The organism is Collinsella aerofaciens, assembly GCF_039836695.1.
GTDB classification, from domain to species: domain Bacteria; phylum Actinomycetota; class Coriobacteriia; order Coriobacteriales; family Coriobacteriaceae; genus Collinsella; species Collinsella aerofaciens_BD.
Map to the genome: position 1 here is coordinate 106,694 of NZ_JBDPAC010000005.1, position 15,777 is coordinate 122,470.

A 15,777-nucleotide genomic window follows, 5' to 3' on the forward strand; every position below is an offset into this window, starting at 1 on the left:
CATGCCGCCAAGCTCATCGCGAACGCCCGACAGGTCGACATCTACACGGCTCGCACAACCTCTATCCAGCGGGAATGTTCCGCGATCGCCTGCTCTCCGCCGGTAAAAGCGCGACGTGCCACGACGGTGTCGAGGCCCAGGTGCGAACGGCGCTCGCCTCGGGTCCCGACCATGCGGCAATCGTCATCTCCTACAGCGGCCTTGCCCCCAACCTCAAGGGCATCTTGCCGATCCTCAGCAGTCGGCATGTCCCGGTCATCGTCATCGGCACGCCTTATTGCGCGCGCATTCACCCCGGCTTTGCCGCCTATCTCACGGTGAGCGACCACGAGAGCATGACGCATCGCATCACGCAGTTCGCGAGCCACATCGCCGTGCAATACGTGCTCGATTCGCTTTACAGCAGCTACTTCGCCAAAGACTACGCCCGCTGCGCCGAATTCCTAGAGCGTTCATTCCCCTACACCCGCCTCCCCGGGCTCAAGTAGCTATTTAAAAACATCCCCAATGACTAACGGCCGACCTAATAACGACTTCTCGTCATTAGGTCGGCCATATCGACTCTAATAACTATTTATTCCGTAAACTCGTTATTAGAATCTGACGCAGGAGGCCAGGCTCACATGTGGTGATTAGTCATTGGGGACGTTCTTAAACGACTAGTCAAACAAGAACGTCCCCGGTGACTAGCCATTTAAGAACGTCCCCAAGTGCCGCATCCGGAGCGGGGCAACGCCGCGGGTAGAGGACGGACAGCGAGCGCCGCCCAGAGCGAACAAGTTGGCATGAAAAAGGCAAGGCATTGACCTTCTGGTCATGCCTTGCCTTTTGAATGACAAATTGTCGCTCTGGGCGGCGCGCAGCGTCGGCCGGTTACGGCGTTTGGTAAAACGCCGTAACTAACGCACTCCGTACTGCTCGTAGTAGGCGTCGATGGCGGTCTTGAGCTCGTCATCGATGACGACCTTGCCGTCGATCTCGTGGTTGTAGAGGGTCTCGACGACCTCGGCCATGGAAACGATGCTCGCGACGGGGAAACCGTACTTTGCCTCGATCTCCTTCTGCGCGGTGGTCACGCCGCCCTTGCCGACCTCCATGCGGTTGAGGGACACAATCAGGCCCTTGATTTCGACGTCGGCAGCAGCCTTAACCTTGGGATAGGTCTCGTCGATGGACTTGCCGCTGGTGGTGACGTCCTCGACCATGACCACGCGGTCGCCGTCCTTGGGCTCATAACCCAGCAGGTTGCCCTTATCGGCACCGTGGTCCTTGGCCTCCTTGCGGTCGCAGCAGTACTTGATCTCCTTGCCGTACAGCTCGTGGTAGGCAATCGCGGTCACGACGGCCAGGGGAATGCCCTTGTAGGCCGGCCCAAACAGCACGTCAAAGTCGTCGCCAAAGTTATCGTGGATGGCCTGGGCGTAATACTCGCCCAGCTTCTTGAGCTGATAGCCCGTCACGTAGGCGCCGGCGTTCATAAAGAACGGGGACTGACGGCCGCTCTTGAGCGTAAAGCTGCCAAACTTAAGCACGTCGGACTCGACCATGAACTTGATGAATTCTTGCTTGTAAGCCTCCATGGGTCTCCCTTCCAATAGGCGCGTCCAGCTTGGACGGGCGCGTGTGAATCCGGTTCTTAGCTTACCAGAAAGCACCTCAGCGAACCGATGCCGCTGAGGTGCCTGCCCTGCTTCTATGTGATCGCTCTCCGGAGTGTTATTAACCGTTCTCTGCACACCTCCATAGCGCTCTCGACGCCACTCCCCCGTTGAGGGTTCGTGTTTGACGTATTGAGCGCCGATGTTTTGACGCTTTGTAGGTTAAACGTTTATCCACATTGGACTGAGAGCCCTTATATCCGCTGGCGACAAGCGGTCCCATACCGTCGAGCAAACGGCGGCGTTTTGTTACTCAGGTCCTACATATGGATAATATTGCCTGTTCAGCGGCGTAGTTTATAGGCTGGGCACATGGAGTCCATCGCGGCATCGCGCATGCGCTACAATCTCAGTTAACCTGTTAACCACTCGCAAACAGCAGGAGGCCCCATGCCCACACCCGGCAAGCGCTCGTCCATGCGCCAGATTGCCGCAGCGGCCGGCGTATCCGTCGCCACGGTCTCCCACGTCATCAACGGCAGTGGCCGTTTTTCCGAAGACACCCGCGAGCGTGTTGAAGCCGCCGTCGAGGAATACGGCTACGTCACGAATATGGCGGCGAAGAGCCTCCGCATGGCCCAGTCCCGGACCATCGGCATGATCGTGCCGGACATCTCGAACGACTTCTTTTCCAAGATCGCCCTGCATGTGGAACGCGAGCTCGCCACCGAGGACTACTCGGTCTTTGTCTGCAACAGCGCCAACGACCCCGCCCGCGAGCGCGATTACTTCCGCACGCTTGCGAGCAAACAAGCCGATGGCATCATCTGCATCTCCGGCCTGCGCAGGCTCGACGGCGAATTTGTCCCCCACGGCATTCCCGTGGTCTGCATCGACCGCGCGCCCGAAAACGACCTCGGTTTCCCGCACGTGGGTTCCGACAACATCGGCGGCGGCTACATGGCAACCGAGCACCTCATCGAGCGCGGCTGCAAGAACATCCTGAGCATCTCGAGTTTTACGGCCAACTACCCCGGAAACGAGCGTCAGATGGGCTACGAGCGGGCGCTTGCCGCGCATGGGATGCCGCTGTGCCGCGACTACCAGCTGTTTGTCTCGGGCAAGCAGCCGAGCATCATCGAGTCTGAGGAACTCGTGACCGACTTCCTCTCCACGGGTTGCCCCGTCGACGGCATCTTTACCCATAGCGACCACGCTGCCGTGGGTGCGCTGCGGGCGCTCGTTGCGGCCGGCAAGCGCGTACCCGAGGACGTCCGCCTCATCGGTTTCGACGATTCCGTGTACGCGCAGATCCCGACGCCGCAGATCAGCACCATTCGCCGCTTCCCCGAGCGCCTCGCGCACGAGGGATGTCAGGCCCTGCTCGCCCTGCTGCGCGGCGAGAAACCCGAGATGGAGACGCTTGTCCCTGTCAAGCTCGTGCAGCGCGCGAGCAGTTAGACCGCGGATGGTAAATGGTCCCAACGTGATGCTCAGCCTATCCCCCGAGGGAGTCGGTTTCCAAAACTCGGCTGTTTCGGACGGTTTAGGGACGACCTGCTGAGTAGCGGATGGATGACAATGGAAGAAACCACAGTTAGGCGATGTGCATGATCTCGGTCTTCTCAGGCACCCCCTCCAACACCGTCCGAAGCAGCCGAGCTTTCCTCTCGCATGCGCTCTATCCCACGCGCGATATGCAAAAAGCCCGCCACCACACGGGTGACGGGCTTTTCCACTACCAGCCGCGTGCCTCCTCCGCACGCACGAGCTGACGAGCCTCGATCTGGCGAATCATATCGATGCGGCGCTGGTGACGGCCGCCCTCGAACTCGCCGGTGAGCCAGGCGTCGACGATCATCTTGGCCAGCTCGATGCCTACCACGCGAGCACCAAATGCGAGCATGTTGGTGTTGTTGTGCTCGCGTGACAAGCGAGCGGAATACGGCTCAGAGCAGGTGCAGCAACGGATACCGCGCACCTTGTTCGCGGCAAGCGAAATGCCCACTCCCGTGCCGCAGATCACGATACCGCGATCGACTTCCCCGGCCACGACCGCGTTCGCCACGGCCTCACCCGCGATGGGATAGTCAAAGCGCTCGGTGCTGTCCGTGCCGAAGTTCACGACCTCATAGCCGTACTTCTCCTGGATATAAGCCGCAATGGCTTCCTTGTACTCAACCGCAACGTGGTCGTTTCCAATACCGATCTTCATAAGAGACCCCTTTCAAAATCCGCTCGCGCGTGTCGCGCGCTTATTTCGTCCTAATTTGCCTTTTCGCGTCTAATACACCTCGCCGGCGCGCAGACGGCGCAGGCACTCCTCGTAACCGGCGTCCTTGCCAAACAGCGCACTGGTACCCAAGATGAAGCCGTCCGCGCCGATAGCGGACAGGTCGCGCACGCGCTCGGGCGAGCAGGCGCCGTCGATCATGAGCTCAAAGCCGAAACGTTCCTTAAGAGCGGCAAGGCGACGTACCTTGTCGTTCGTGAACTCGATAAAGCTCTGGCCGGCAAAACCCGGATTCACCGTCATGACCATCACGTAGTCGCAGAGGTTCAGCATCTCCTCAACCTCGGAAATCGAGGTGTCGGGGTTCACGGCAATACCGGCGCTCTTGCCAAGAGACTTGATCGCGGCGAGGGTCTTGACCACGTAGCGCTCGGACTCCGGGTGGATGTAGATGATGTCCGCGCCCGCGGCGGCAAAAAGCTCCACCTTGCTGGCGGGGTTCTCGACCATAAGGTGCACGTCGACGAGCTTGTTAGTAGCAGCACGCACGGCCTTAATGTCCTCGAGGCCCATGGCGAAGTTGGGAACGAAACTGCCGTCCATCACGTCGCAATGGAAGATATCAATGCCGGCGGCGTCGAGCTCCTCGACGGTCGCACGCAGGTTGCCGTAGTCGGCGCACATGAGGCTGGGGCAGAGCAACATGGTGAACTCCTTATCTGCTCATTGGTTATCTACTCGTTGATAATTAATCGTTTAACCTGTATCTAAAGTCTGGCTGATTAATCGTTTAACCACGTTGTTAACCTACAGGTTTCTCTAGATTCACAACGTTGTCATATTTGTCTATCTAGCTGGCGTCATACGGATTCCGTACGGCGAAAAGCCGTTGTGTTCCCTAGAAAGAGGCCCCGCCATTCAGCTGGCCACCATGGGCCGTGCTCGCACGGGCGTGGGCCTTGAACCCTACGCCTCCGGCGTGATCAGGCGCGCATGTTGGGCGATCTTCTCGTCATAGGATTCCGCGATGATCGCCACGCCATCAAACCCAAAAGCCCGAACATTTGAGAACTTATGAAACTTCGAGCTGTCGCACAGCACGTACACATTATTCGAGTTCTCGCGCACGATGCGCTTCTTCGTTGCCTCCACATACGAGGGCGTCATGATGCCCCGGTCTTCGTCAATCGCGTTGGTCCCGATGAACGCCTTGTCAAAGTACAGATCGCGCAGGATCGACTCGGTCATGGAGCCGCAAAACGAGGAGTTCACGTGGTTGAACTCGCCACCCACTACGATGAGCTGGGCGCGCGTCTCGCTCTTAATCAGGCACGCCGAGGCGTCCGTCGTGTAGATCGTCACGTCGCGGTCGAGCAGCAGGCGCAGCAGGGCCGTGCAGGTTGAACCGGAGTCCAGATAGAGCGTGTCCCCGTCCTCAACCAGACGCAGGGCGACCTGGGCAATCTGATCCTTCTCGTTCCCATGCAAACCCGAGCGCGTCGAGATACTCACCTCGTGAACGGCCGAGACCAACTTCACCGCGCCGCCCGAAAGGTGCTCAACCTTGCCGAGCGCCTCCAGCTCCTTGAGGTCGCGGCGCAGCGTCGAAATAGAAACGCCCGGCAGCTCCTCCTGCAGCTCAGAAATCCTCACAAGGCCCGACTTCTGCAGGCACTCTACAATTCGCTCCTGGCGCTCATACGGGATCATATCGGGAACCTCTCCAAACCACTTTGCTTCACGCTCGTTCATTTCTTTTCGAGAAGTGTAACGCACGAGCAGAAAAACGGCCGCCATCCGCAACGATAACGGCCGTTTTAATCGATTGACCAACCCGCTCGTTCACAATTTGAACGAGGTTGACGCCCTCACGTAAGGGCGACGCTCCTTGAGCAAGGATAACGAGCCCCGGGCGAGGCACCGCGCCTCAAGTGAGACAGCACCCAAGGGAAGCGCACCTCAAGCTCTTAGGCAAGCTGGTCCTCCTTGCCGGTGAAGATGAAGGCGAGGACGCCGGCCACGACGGCAGAGATGAGCATGCCGGCCATGGCCCAAGCGAAGTTCATGGGGTCGGAGCTCACGAAAGCCGGGAACGTGGTAACGGAACCGAAGGTGAAGGCAGTCGTGACGACCTTCATGATGCCGAGGAACGCACCGCCGACGGCACCACCGATGATCTGCGCAAGCCAGACCTTCTTGTTCTTCACGAGCATGCCGAACAGCGTGGGCTCGATGATGGCGGACAGGGCGATCGACACGACGCCGGTCATGGCAAAGCTCTTGAGCTTCTGGTCGCGGGCCTTGAGGAACACGCCGAAGGCGCAGCCGATAACGGCGAAGTTGCAGGCGAAGGTGAAGGGGCAGATGTAGTCGAAGCCGTTCTGGGCGATGTTGTTGATCATAATGGGGTTCACGGCCCAGTGGATACCCATGGACACGAGCACGGACCAGCCGCCGCCAACCAGCACGCCGGCAAGCAAGGAGCTGCGCTCGATCAGCCAGTTGACCACGAAGGCGATACCCTCGCCGGCGTAGACGCCTAGGGGACCGATGACGAGCATCGTGAGCGGAACCATAACGATCAGGGAGATGGCGGGCAGCACGACGAGCTTGAGCATCTCGGAGACGTGCTCATCGAGCCACTTGTACAGGAACGAGTAGACCCAGACGGACAGGATGGCGGGGATAACCGTGGAGTTGTAGCTCATGAGAACAACGGGGATGCCGAAGAAATCCGTCATGGCGCCGTTGCCCGCGTCGCCCATGAGGGCGATGAAGTCCGGGTAGAGCAGGCACGCGCCGAGCAGCGCCGACAGGTACGGGCTCGCGCCGAAGCGCTTACCGGCCGAGAAGCCGAGCAGCACGGGCAGGAAGTAGAACACGCTCATGGCCAGGGTGTACAGGATGGTGTAGGTACCCGTACCCTCGGCGATGATGCCGAGCTGGGCAGCCAGGATGACGAAGCCGCGCAGGATACCGGAGCCGGCCATGGCGGGCAGCAGCGGGGCAAAGATGCCGGAGATCGCAGAGAAGATCTGGCTGACGATGCTCTCGCCCTCGTCCTTGGTAGCAGCGGAGATCTCCACGCCCGAGCCCTTGACCAGCGGCTCAAACTTCTCGTACAGCTTCGGGACCTCAGTGCCGATGAGAACCTGATACTGACCAGCCTTGTTCAGCGTGTTCACAACGCCTTCGACTTCCTTGACCGCAGCGTCGTCACAAGCCGCGTCGTCCTTGAGATTGAGGCGCAGGCGCGTCGCGCAGTGCGTCATGCCCGAGATGTTCTCGGGACCACCGACGGCGTCCAGAATCCCCTGAGCCATCGCGTTCCAGTCGCGTTTCATTGGTTACCTCCCCATTGCGCAGAAGAGCTCGCGGACAAGCTCGGCTGCCTTAATCGCGTCGTTTGCATCGATAACGGATTGGATCTTCTCCATGCCTACGGTCTCGATTGCATCGTTGAGCAGATGAATCATCTGGTCGTTCTGCGTAGCCTCGCCGGCAGCGGGTTCGATGACCGGGAACGTGTCGAAGTAGATCGCGCTGTCGTACCCGTGCTTCTTCACGTAGTAGAGGAACTCGAGGGTCTTCACCGGCGTGGACGTACCAATCATAAGGCCATCATCGAAGCGACCGTTGCCGTCGTTTAGGTGAATGCCGTAGAGCTTGCCCTCGCGGCCGAACAGGTCGACGGCCATGGCGGGGTTCTCGTGCTTCATGAGCATGTGGCAGTAGTCCAGCGTGACGCCCAGGTTCGGGCGGTCTGCAGCGTTGAGGATCATGCCGGTCATGCCCATGGAGTCGATGAACGCGTACGCGCGCTCCTCGTAGGGTTTGTACTCGATCGAGATCTTGAGGTCGGGCGCATAATCGCAGACCTTCTGGAATGCGGCTACGAGCTGGTCGAAGACGCGAGCATAGGCGATCTGGAAGCTGTAGTCGAAACCGTCGTGGCCGAGCCAGATGGTCACCGTGTTGCCACCGGCAGTGCGGCAGTAGTCGCACGCCTCGTAGCAGAGCTCAAGGGCTTCCGCGGCAAGGGCATCATCGGCATTGCCCAGGTCACCGTTGAGGAACGCGTTGCGGAAGCGCAGCGCGCAGCCGTTCAGCTGCAGTTCGTGAGCTGCGAGCTTGGCGGCCATGTCCTCCGCCGTGACACCTGTGCAGTGCTCGGGGTAGTTGAGGTCGACGTGCGTGAGGCCCACGCTCTGGAACTCCGCGAACACGCGATCAAGATTCTTGTCGCCATCGCGAAAATAGGAGTTGATACGAGTTGCAAGCTTCATGCTTCTACGTCCTTTACCTTCGTCCTTAATCGTTTCTGCTCGTTCGAGCACCTGATCTATATCCGTAATTCGATAAGGGCCGCCGCCTGCGCGCCGGGGCTTACCCTGTGACATGTAGATTACTGCCACGTAAGTTCATTTTCAATCAATATTTTTCATTCTTTTTCTCATTGTGTCAGAGTTTTTCACTGCAAATGGCCATCTACCTTGTGGCTTTGCTGTTAATCAAGTTTGACCATTCTTGATACTATTTGATTTAATCTGAACTTAACTACCGTTTACAGGCAAAATCAACCGTTCGCCGGCGACGGTGACGCAAAATGAAGAAAGCTTGCATGGGGTTGACACGGTAAACCCCCTCGTCAAAAATACGGGCGGATTGAAACGGGTACAAGGTGCCTGGAGCGCGCCCTGCGCCCGGCCTTAAGGAGGTGTGCCATGGAAGGCAGTCATAGTCGAAAAACCTGCATGTCGCCCTCGGCACGCCACGAGGATTCCCCGCTCGCATAAACGCCAGCAGCCGATCGCTGTCACTCATTCACGAGCACAAGCACCATAATACTCACCACAAAGCTGCCTGTCCTCTTTACGGGGATTCGCGAGCATGACGTGAGCGACATCTAGGTTTTTTGAAGCAAATACGACACGTACGCTAACTCCCCTCAACAAGGAGGACCCTATGCTGATGCTCAAAACCGTCACGGTACTCGAAGCCATCTCCAAGCGCCGCCGCACGGCGCGGCCTGCCACTCATACCGGCCTGTCCAAGAACACCATATTCGCCGCCACCCATAGTGCCGAGGACGCCCTCGTACTGCTTGACGCCACGGCAAACGGCCTCACCGTCGAGCAGGCAACTGAGCGCCTGAACGCCGTCGGCCCCAACACCATCGAGGCAACGACCAAAACGCTCGCCCGCCGCATCGCCGACGCGTTCATCGATCCCTTCGCCGGCATCCTCGCCGCGCTCGCACTGGTCTCGCTCTACATCGACGTGCTCGCCGTGCCCGAACCGCAGCGCGACCCCTCCACGGTCATCGTCATCGGCACCATGCTGCTGGTATCGGGCGGCATGAAGTTTATCCAGGAAGCCCGCAGCGGCAATGCGGCAGAGGCCCTCAAGGACCTGGTCTCCAACACTTGCACCGCCCTGCGCGACGGCGAGCGCATCGAGATCCCCTTCGACGAGCTCGTCCCCGGCGATGTAATCCGCCTCTCTGCCGGCGATATGGTGCCGGAAGATGCCCGCATCATCACCGCGCGCGACCTGTTTGTGATCGAGTCCGCACTCACCGGCGAGAGCGAGGCCGTCGAGAAGACCACCGCCGTCACCGTCGTCGAGGGCGCCGACGGCTCCGCACTGCCACACTCTGCCTGCAAGAACATCGTCTTTACCGGCACCTCCGTGCAAAACGGCGCCGCCATGGCGCTTGTCGTTGCCACCGGCTCGGACACCTACCTGGGCGGCATCGCCAAGATGCTCAACGGGCGCGGCGAAAAGAGCGCGTTTGACCGCGGCGTCTCGAGCGTCTCCATGTTGCTCGTACGCCTCATGCTCGTTATGGCGCCGGCCGTCTTTGCCATCAACGCCGCCACCAAGGGCAACGTCATCGACGCGCTGCTGTTCGCCACGAGCGTGGCCGTGGGCATCACGCCGCAGATGCTTCCCGTCATCGTGACCACGAGCCTGTCGCAGGGCGCCAAGGACCTCGCCCGTCGCCAGGTTATCGTCAGGGAGCTGCCGGCGATTCAAAACCTCGGAGCGATGGACGTCCTGTGCTGCGACAAGACCGGCACCCTCACCGAAGACCGCATCGTGCTCGAGCGCTACCTCAACACCGATGGCAACGAGGACGCGCGCGTGCTGCGCCATGCGTTTTTGAACAGCTTCTTCCAGACCGGCCTCAAAAACCTTATCGACCTGGCCGTAATCGACCGTGCCGATGTGACGCCCTCGACCGTCGCACCCGATTCCATGCTGGGCCAGAGCCTGCGCGACCGCTACACCAAGGTCGACGAGGTTCCCTTCGATTTCTCGCGCCGTCGCCTGAGCGTAGTTGTCGCCGACGCCCAAGGCAAAACCCAGATGGTTACCAAGGGCGCTGCCGAGGAAATGCTCGAGATCTGCTCCTTTGTCGAGATCGATGGCATCGCTCAGCCGCTCACCGACGAGAAGCTCGCCCAGATTCGCAAGCAGATCGCCGGACTTAACGCCGAGGGCCTACGCGTAATTGCCGTGGCGCAGAAGACCAATCCGCGCTGCGTGGGCGAGTTTGGCATCGCCGACGAGTGCGACATGGTGCTGATGGGCTTTTTGGCCTTCCTCGATCCGCCCAAAGCAAGTGCCGCGGGCGCCGTCGCCACCCTCGAGGCCAAGGGCGTGGCGGTCAAGGTCCTAACCGGCGACAACGACCGCGTCGCCGCCACCGTCTGCGAGCAGATTGGTATCGATGCGAGCAACGTCTTGCTCGGCTCCGAGATCGATGCGCTCGATGACGCCGAACTTGCCAAGCGCGCCGAGAAAACCCACCTCTTCGCCAAGCTCTCGCCGCTGCAGAAGGCGCGCCTGGTACGTGTCATGCGCGAGATGCTCGGCCACACCGTGGGCTTTATGGGCGACGGCATCAACGACGCCGCCGCCATGCGTGCGAGCGATTGCGGCATCTCGGTCGATTCGGCCGTCGATATTGCCAAGGAATCCGCCGATATCATCTTGCTTCAGAAGGACCTGGGCGTGCTCGAGCGCGGCATCATCGAAGGCCGCCGCACTTACGGCAACCTGCTCAAGTACCTCAAGACCACGGTGAGCTCCAACTTTGGCAATGTGCTGTCCGTGACCGTCGCGAGCCTGTTCTTGCCGTTTTTGCCCATGAGCGCCCTGCAGCTGGTACTGCTGTCGCTGGTCTACGAGATCGTGTGCATCGCACTGCCGTGGGACACCGTCGATGACGCCTGGACTGCCCGCCCGCGTGCCTGGGACGCCGCGTCCATCAAGGGCTTTATGCTCGAGCTGGGCCCCGTGAGCTCGCTGTTTGACATCGTGACCTTCGCCGCGCTCTTCTTTGTCGTGTGCCCCGCCGCCGTGGACGCAAGCTGGTCCGAGCTTGCCGCCGCGGGCGACGTCGCGGGTATGGCGACCTTTGCTGCGCTCTTCCAGAGCGGCTGGTTTGTCGAGTCCATGTGGTCGCAGACACTCGTGGTCCACATGTTGCGCTCCCCGCATCTGCCGAGCCCGCGCGACCACGCCGCGCCCGCATTGTGCGTTCTTACCGTGCTGGGCCTGGCGCTCGTCACCTGGCTGCCGGCAAGCCCCATCGCCGATGCGCTCGGCCTCATGCCGCTGCCCACGAGCTTTTTTGGGCTGCTCATTGGCATCGTTACCGCCTATATCGCGCTCACCCAGCTGGCAAAGCGCCGCTACATTGCCCGCCACGGCGAGCTGCTGTAGCAAGTAGGCGGAAAACACCCTGCCAGCTGCCGTTGCCACTACCACAGCTGCCAACGCCGCTGCCGTTGCCTCTGCCGCCGCCGCAGTCTATCCCCCCAGCAGTTGCGGTGAAATAGTTCCTGTTTAAAGCCCCGTGACTTTAATTTAGGGACTATTCCACCGCAACTTATTGGGAGGTTAGCTAGTCCTTGGGTGTCCAGGACCAGAAGAAGTTGATAAGGGCCACACGCGAGGCGGTACCGGCCTTTTTGTTGATCGAGGAAATGTGGCGATAGAGCGTGGAGCGCGAAAGAAAGAGCGTTGTGGCGATGTCCTGAACGCTCTGGTCCGAAACGACCAAGACCTCAAGAATATCGCGCTCGCGCTCTGTAAGCCCAAAGGTGGCGACGAAGGCATCAAGGCGTTCATCGGACGTGAGCTCCGCTGCCTCCACGGGCTCGGGGTCGGAGCATGTGGGCGCAAGATCCCCACCAAGATCGTCGGTGGCAAGCGGCAGTCCGTCCCGCATCGCGGCATCATCGGCCCGTTGCCCCAACTGCCCCAGCAGCGTAATCGCAATGCCCACAAACATCACGAGCGCCGCACCGACCGCAGCCAGCACATTTTGACTCGAGATAATCGCCACTGCCGGCGCCGTCACGAACATCGAGCACACGTTGTTGACGACGCGACCCATGCACGGCCAAAAATATGACCAGCGCGCATAGAGCGAGACGGCGGCATATTTTGTGGTAAAGAACACCACGAAAAAGCCCGAGCCCAGATAAAAAATGATCGTGGCAGCAAGCTCGTTGCCACCATTACCGTCGACGATGAGCACAAAGAACGAAAGCGTGGACAGTATGGCGGCACATGTCATGCCGATATTCATATACGAGCGGCCGTGCAGGTCAAATAGTGCGCCAGCGACCAACGAGCTCACGACAAGCAGCAGGCGCGGCCAATCGTCCAAATCGACGGCTCCGACAGCATGCAAGGTCGTGAAGCCCGCGTTGAGAGCGGCGAATACGCTGGAAAGATACGCCGTCGCCACGGTCAGGCGAACTACGGCGCGACGGAATGCCGCCTTTGCCTCGGGATCGTCATGCCACTTGGCGCCATATTCCAGAGCATCTACCGAAAGCCCGGCAGCACTGGGTTCAAAGTTGGGGTCGGACTCGTCGCGCAGCTTGGCGCGTCGGGCACCGTGGAGCAACGCCACCTGCGCGATCGCACAGACGACCAGAACAGCCTGCTGAGGAATACCGACAGGCATCACCATGTGGTTGATCACCTGTACCAGAACGCCCATGGCATAGGAAAGTGCGGCGGCGCGCGCCAAGCAGGGCGTCCGCGCAAAGCGTCGCGCAAAGTTTGCGTGGGCAGTCGATCCGCAGTAGCCCAGCGCGCAGCACGCCACCAAACCGCCGGCAATTACCACCTCAACCTGAACCGCCATAATCAACAGCAGCAATGCCGCCACCAGCAAAACGCCCGTGACGTCACTCGTTGCGTCGATGGCATGGGGACGGTGATAGTACAGAATGGGACGCACAAAGAAGCCAATCACGCTCGCGCCGATGACAAGGCTCTCATAAATAACGACCTCGTTCGGAGACACGAACTCGGCCATGCGCGCATCAAAGAGATACTCGCCGCCCAAAACGTGAAGAAGAACAGCGCCAGGCATATAATCTCCCGAATGCCCCGACGCAGATATGCGGTTGTGTCTCCCATGCCCCTCATGGTTAACCCCCATCCGCTTAATTGGTCTGAAAACTATTTTAATAAAGAACCAATCTCAATATCAAAGCCAAGCTCGAAATGCTGCAAATTCGACCCCAGTCGTCCACATCGCGCCGAGATCTTGAGCCGCATGGCCCAGAAGGGGCACGCGAGACCTCTAGCTCGGCAAGGAGTGTCTCCAACTACCACTCATTTAAGTACGTCCCCAATGAGTGGCCGAAGAGTGTCCCCCGCGACTAGTCGTTTAAGAACGTCCCCAACGACTAGTCAAAATGGGCCATGTGTCCCAGTTGTGGAGACTCGTTGAGCCGTCTGGGTATCGTGAAAGATCGCGCGCTCGCCCATCATCAAAAGTGACACACGCTACCTGTTGATGGGAGGCAGCCATGGGCTTCTTTGACAAGATGTTCGAGAAGAAAGAGTGCGCGATTTGCGGTACCGAGCTGGGACTTTTGGGGAAGACCAAGATCAACGAAGGCTACCTGTGCAAAGAGTGCGTCGGCAAGCTCTCCCCCTTCTTTCACGGCTATCGTTCCAGCACCGCGGACGATATCCGCGAGCAGCTCGCCTACCGCGAGGCCAATGCCGAGCGTCTGGCGTCGTTCAACCCCACGCGCACGCTCTCTGCCGGGCGCACCAACATCATGCTCGATGAGGACGCGGGCCTGCTGATCATCACTTCACAGAGCCGCTGGCGCGACGCCAATCCCGACATCATCGAGTTCTCACAGGTACTCGGCTGCGATATGGATATCGACGAGCATCGCACCGAGATCTATCGCGAGACCAAGGACGGCGAGCGCGAGAGCTACAACCCGCCGCGCTACGACCTGGATTACGACTTTAACCTGACCATCCACGTCAACACGCCGTACTTTACCGAAATCAACCTGCGCGTAAACGACTCCACCATCGATCAGCGCGGCTCCATCGAATACCGCGAGGCCAAGCGCCAGGCAACCGAGGTCCGCGACGCGCTGGTGCAGCTGCGTCAGGAAACGCGCGACAGCGTCGTGGCCGCTAAGGCCCCCAAGACCGCGGTCACCTGCCCCTTCTGCGGAGCCACCACCATTCCCGATGCCAGCGGGCGCTGCGAATACTGCGGCGGCGCCATCGGCGCATAGTCTCCGGCACGGAAAGGACCGATCATGGCCTTCGAGAGTGTCAACTATCAGTGCCCCGCGTGTGGCGGCCCCCTTCACTTTGCCAGTGCCGAGCAAAAGCTCGTCTGCGACTACTGCGATTCGCGTTTTGAAGTCGAAGAAGTCGAGGCCCTCTATCGCGAGCGCCAGGACAAGGCAGATGCCAAAGCCGATGCCGCAGCCGCGGCCCCCAAGTCTGCTGTCGACGATGCCGTGCAGGAGCTGGCTCAAAACGCCGGCTACATCTGCTCGTCGTGCGGTGCCGAGCTGGTCTCGGACGGCACCGTCGCCGTTACCACCTGTCCGTACTGCGGCAACCCCGCCGTGGCACCTGGTCAGCTCTCGGGCGACTTCTCGCCCGACCTGGTGATCCCGTTTAAGCTCGGGCGCAACGATGTCACGGCCGCACTCAAGGAGCACTACAAGGGCAAGATCCTGCTGCCCAAGAGCTTTGTCACCGGCAACCATATCGACGAAGTCCAAGGCGTTTACGTGCCGTTTTGGCTCTACGGCGCCCGCGTTGACGGCGAAGTGTGCTTTGATGCGACCAACGAGACCGTGACCGAGGAATCCGATCGCACCGTCACGACCACCGACCACTACGACGCCTACCGTAAAGGCAATATCTCGTTTGAGCGCGTGCCCGTCGACGGATCGTCCAAGATGCCCGACGGCCATATGGACGCCATCGAGCCGTTTGACTACGACGCGCTGCGCCCGTTCTCGGTCGCGTATATGCCCGGCTACATCGCCAACCGCTACGACGAGGATTGCGAAACCTGCAAGGCGCGCGCCGAGCGTCGTATGGAAGAAAGTACGATCTCGGCCCTGCGCGAGACCGTCGTCGACGAATATGATGACGCCACGGTCGAAAGCAAGCAGCTCGACTACACCTGGGAAGACAGCGACTACGCCCTGTTCCCCGTGTGGATGCTTTCCACCTCGTGGAACGGCAAGAGTTATCTGTTTGCCATGAACGGCCAGACCGGCCGCATGGTCGGCGAGCTCCCCTGCTCCAAGCCCAAGCTCGTCATCGCCTCGGTGCTGTTCTTTGTGATTGGGTTTGTCCTCTCCCAGATTCTCTTTATGGGTGGGAATGCCTTCGATCCGGACTACCTCGCCTTTGATGTCGAGGGCATCCTCATCAACATCGTCGCGCCGTTGATTATCGTGGTCATCGCAGACGTGCTGCTGGTGGGCCAGCTCAAGACAGCCAACGAGGCCACCCACGCCGATTGCTACTGTGGCGAGCTCGACCTGACCGAGAAGCACGACACCTTCAGCCACACCGAGACCACCGTTGTCATGAAGGACAACAAGGACGATTAGCCATTCTGACCAATAC

The 15,777-nt window shown here is 59.9% G+C and carries 12 protein-coding genes; 5 read left to right on the plus strand and 7 right to left on the minus strand.

Annotated features, from left to right (window positions below):
• Positions 1-74: 74 nt before the first annotated feature.
• Positions 75-488 carry a MurR/RpiR family transcriptional regulator gene (locus ABG996_RS04170; protein WP_148345172.1) on the plus strand — a complete coding sequence of 138 codons (414 nt, stop codon included), beginning with the start codon at positions 75-77 and terminating at the stop codon, positions 486-488.
• Between the two features lie 411 nt (positions 489-899).
• Here the strand turns inward: ABG996_RS04170 and pyrE are convergent, their stop codons facing one another.
• On the minus strand, positions 900-1,580 hold the full coding sequence (gene pyrE, locus ABG996_RS04175; protein WP_347478416.1) for an orotate phosphoribosyltransferase: 681 nt from the start codon (positions 1,578-1,580) through the stop codon (positions 900-902).
• 468 nt (positions 1,581-2,048) lie between these two features.
• Here pyrE and ABG996_RS04180 point away from each other — a divergent pair, with 468 nt between their 5' ends.
• The gene (locus tag ABG996_RS04180; protein ID WP_347478415.1) at positions 2,049-3,059 is read left to right on the plus strand and encodes a LacI family DNA-binding transcriptional regulator; all 1,011 of its coding nucleotides are present in this window, start codon (positions 2,049-2,051) and stop codon (positions 3,057-3,059) included.
• A 277-nt stretch (positions 3,060-3,336) separates the two neighbouring features.
• Here the strand turns inward: ABG996_RS04180 and rpiB are convergent, their stop codons facing one another.
• From rpiB to ABG996_RS04205, 5 genes are all read right to left on the minus strand, one after another.
• Positions 3,337-3,813: a ribose 5-phosphate isomerase B gene (gene rpiB, locus ABG996_RS04185; protein ID WP_117821520.1), complete on the minus strand. Its 477-nt coding sequence runs from the start codon at positions 3,811-3,813 to the stop codon at positions 3,337-3,339.
• Positions 3,814-3,882: 69 nt separating this feature from the next.
• On the minus strand, positions 3,883-4,536 hold the full coding sequence (locus ABG996_RS04190) for a ribulose-phosphate 3-epimerase (RefSeq protein WP_117821519.1): 654 nt from the start codon (positions 4,534-4,536) through the stop codon (positions 3,883-3,885).
• A gap of 261 nt (positions 4,537-4,797) precedes the next feature.
• Positions 4,798-5,583 (minus strand): DeoR/GlpR family DNA-binding transcription regulator, encoded by a 786-nt coding sequence (locus ABG996_RS04195; RefSeq protein ID WP_347478414.1) that lies wholly within the window; start codon positions 5,581-5,583, stop codon positions 4,798-4,800.
• A 215-nt stretch (positions 5,584-5,798) separates the two neighbouring features.
• Positions 5,799-7,175, minus strand: a complete 1,377-nt coding sequence (locus ABG996_RS04200; protein WP_117821518.1) for a PTS transporter subunit EIIC — start codon at positions 7,173-7,175, stop codon at positions 5,799-5,801.
• A 3-nt stretch (positions 7,176-7,178) separates the two neighbouring features.
• Positions 7,179-8,117 (minus strand): sugar phosphate isomerase/epimerase family protein, encoded by a 939-nt coding sequence (locus ABG996_RS04205; RefSeq protein ID WP_117821517.1) that lies wholly within the window; start codon positions 8,115-8,117, stop codon positions 7,179-7,181.
• A gap of 679 nt (positions 8,118-8,796) precedes the next feature.
• Here ABG996_RS04205 and mgtA point away from each other — a divergent pair.
• Positions 8,797-11,565 carry a magnesium-translocating P-type ATPase gene (gene mgtA, locus ABG996_RS04210; protein ID WP_347478413.1) on the plus strand — a complete coding sequence of 923 codons (2,769 nt, stop codon included), beginning with the start codon at positions 8,797-8,799 and terminating at the stop codon, positions 11,563-11,565.
• 181 nt (positions 11,566-11,746) lie between these two features.
• On the opposite strand, the gene ABG996_RS04215 is transcribed toward mgtA, so the two are convergent.
• Complete coding sequence (locus tag ABG996_RS04215; protein WP_347478412.1) at positions 11,747-13,234, minus strand: helix-turn-helix transcriptional regulator; 1,488 nt, start codon at positions 13,232-13,234, stop codon at positions 11,747-11,749.
• A gap of 442 nt (positions 13,235-13,676) precedes the next feature.
• On the opposite strand from ABG996_RS04215, the gene ABG996_RS04220 reads away from it, so the two are divergent.
• Complete coding sequence (locus ABG996_RS04220; protein WP_347478411.1) at positions 13,677-14,414, plus strand: DUF4428 domain-containing protein; 738 nt, start codon at positions 13,677-13,679, stop codon at positions 14,412-14,414.
• Positions 14,415-14,438: 24 nt separating this feature from the next.
• A complete protein-coding gene (locus ABG996_RS04225; protein ID WP_347478410.1) occupies positions 14,439-15,761 on the plus strand; it encodes a hypothetical protein in 1,323 nt (440 codons plus the stop codon).
• The last annotated feature ends 16 nt before the right edge of the window (positions 15,762-15,777 follow it).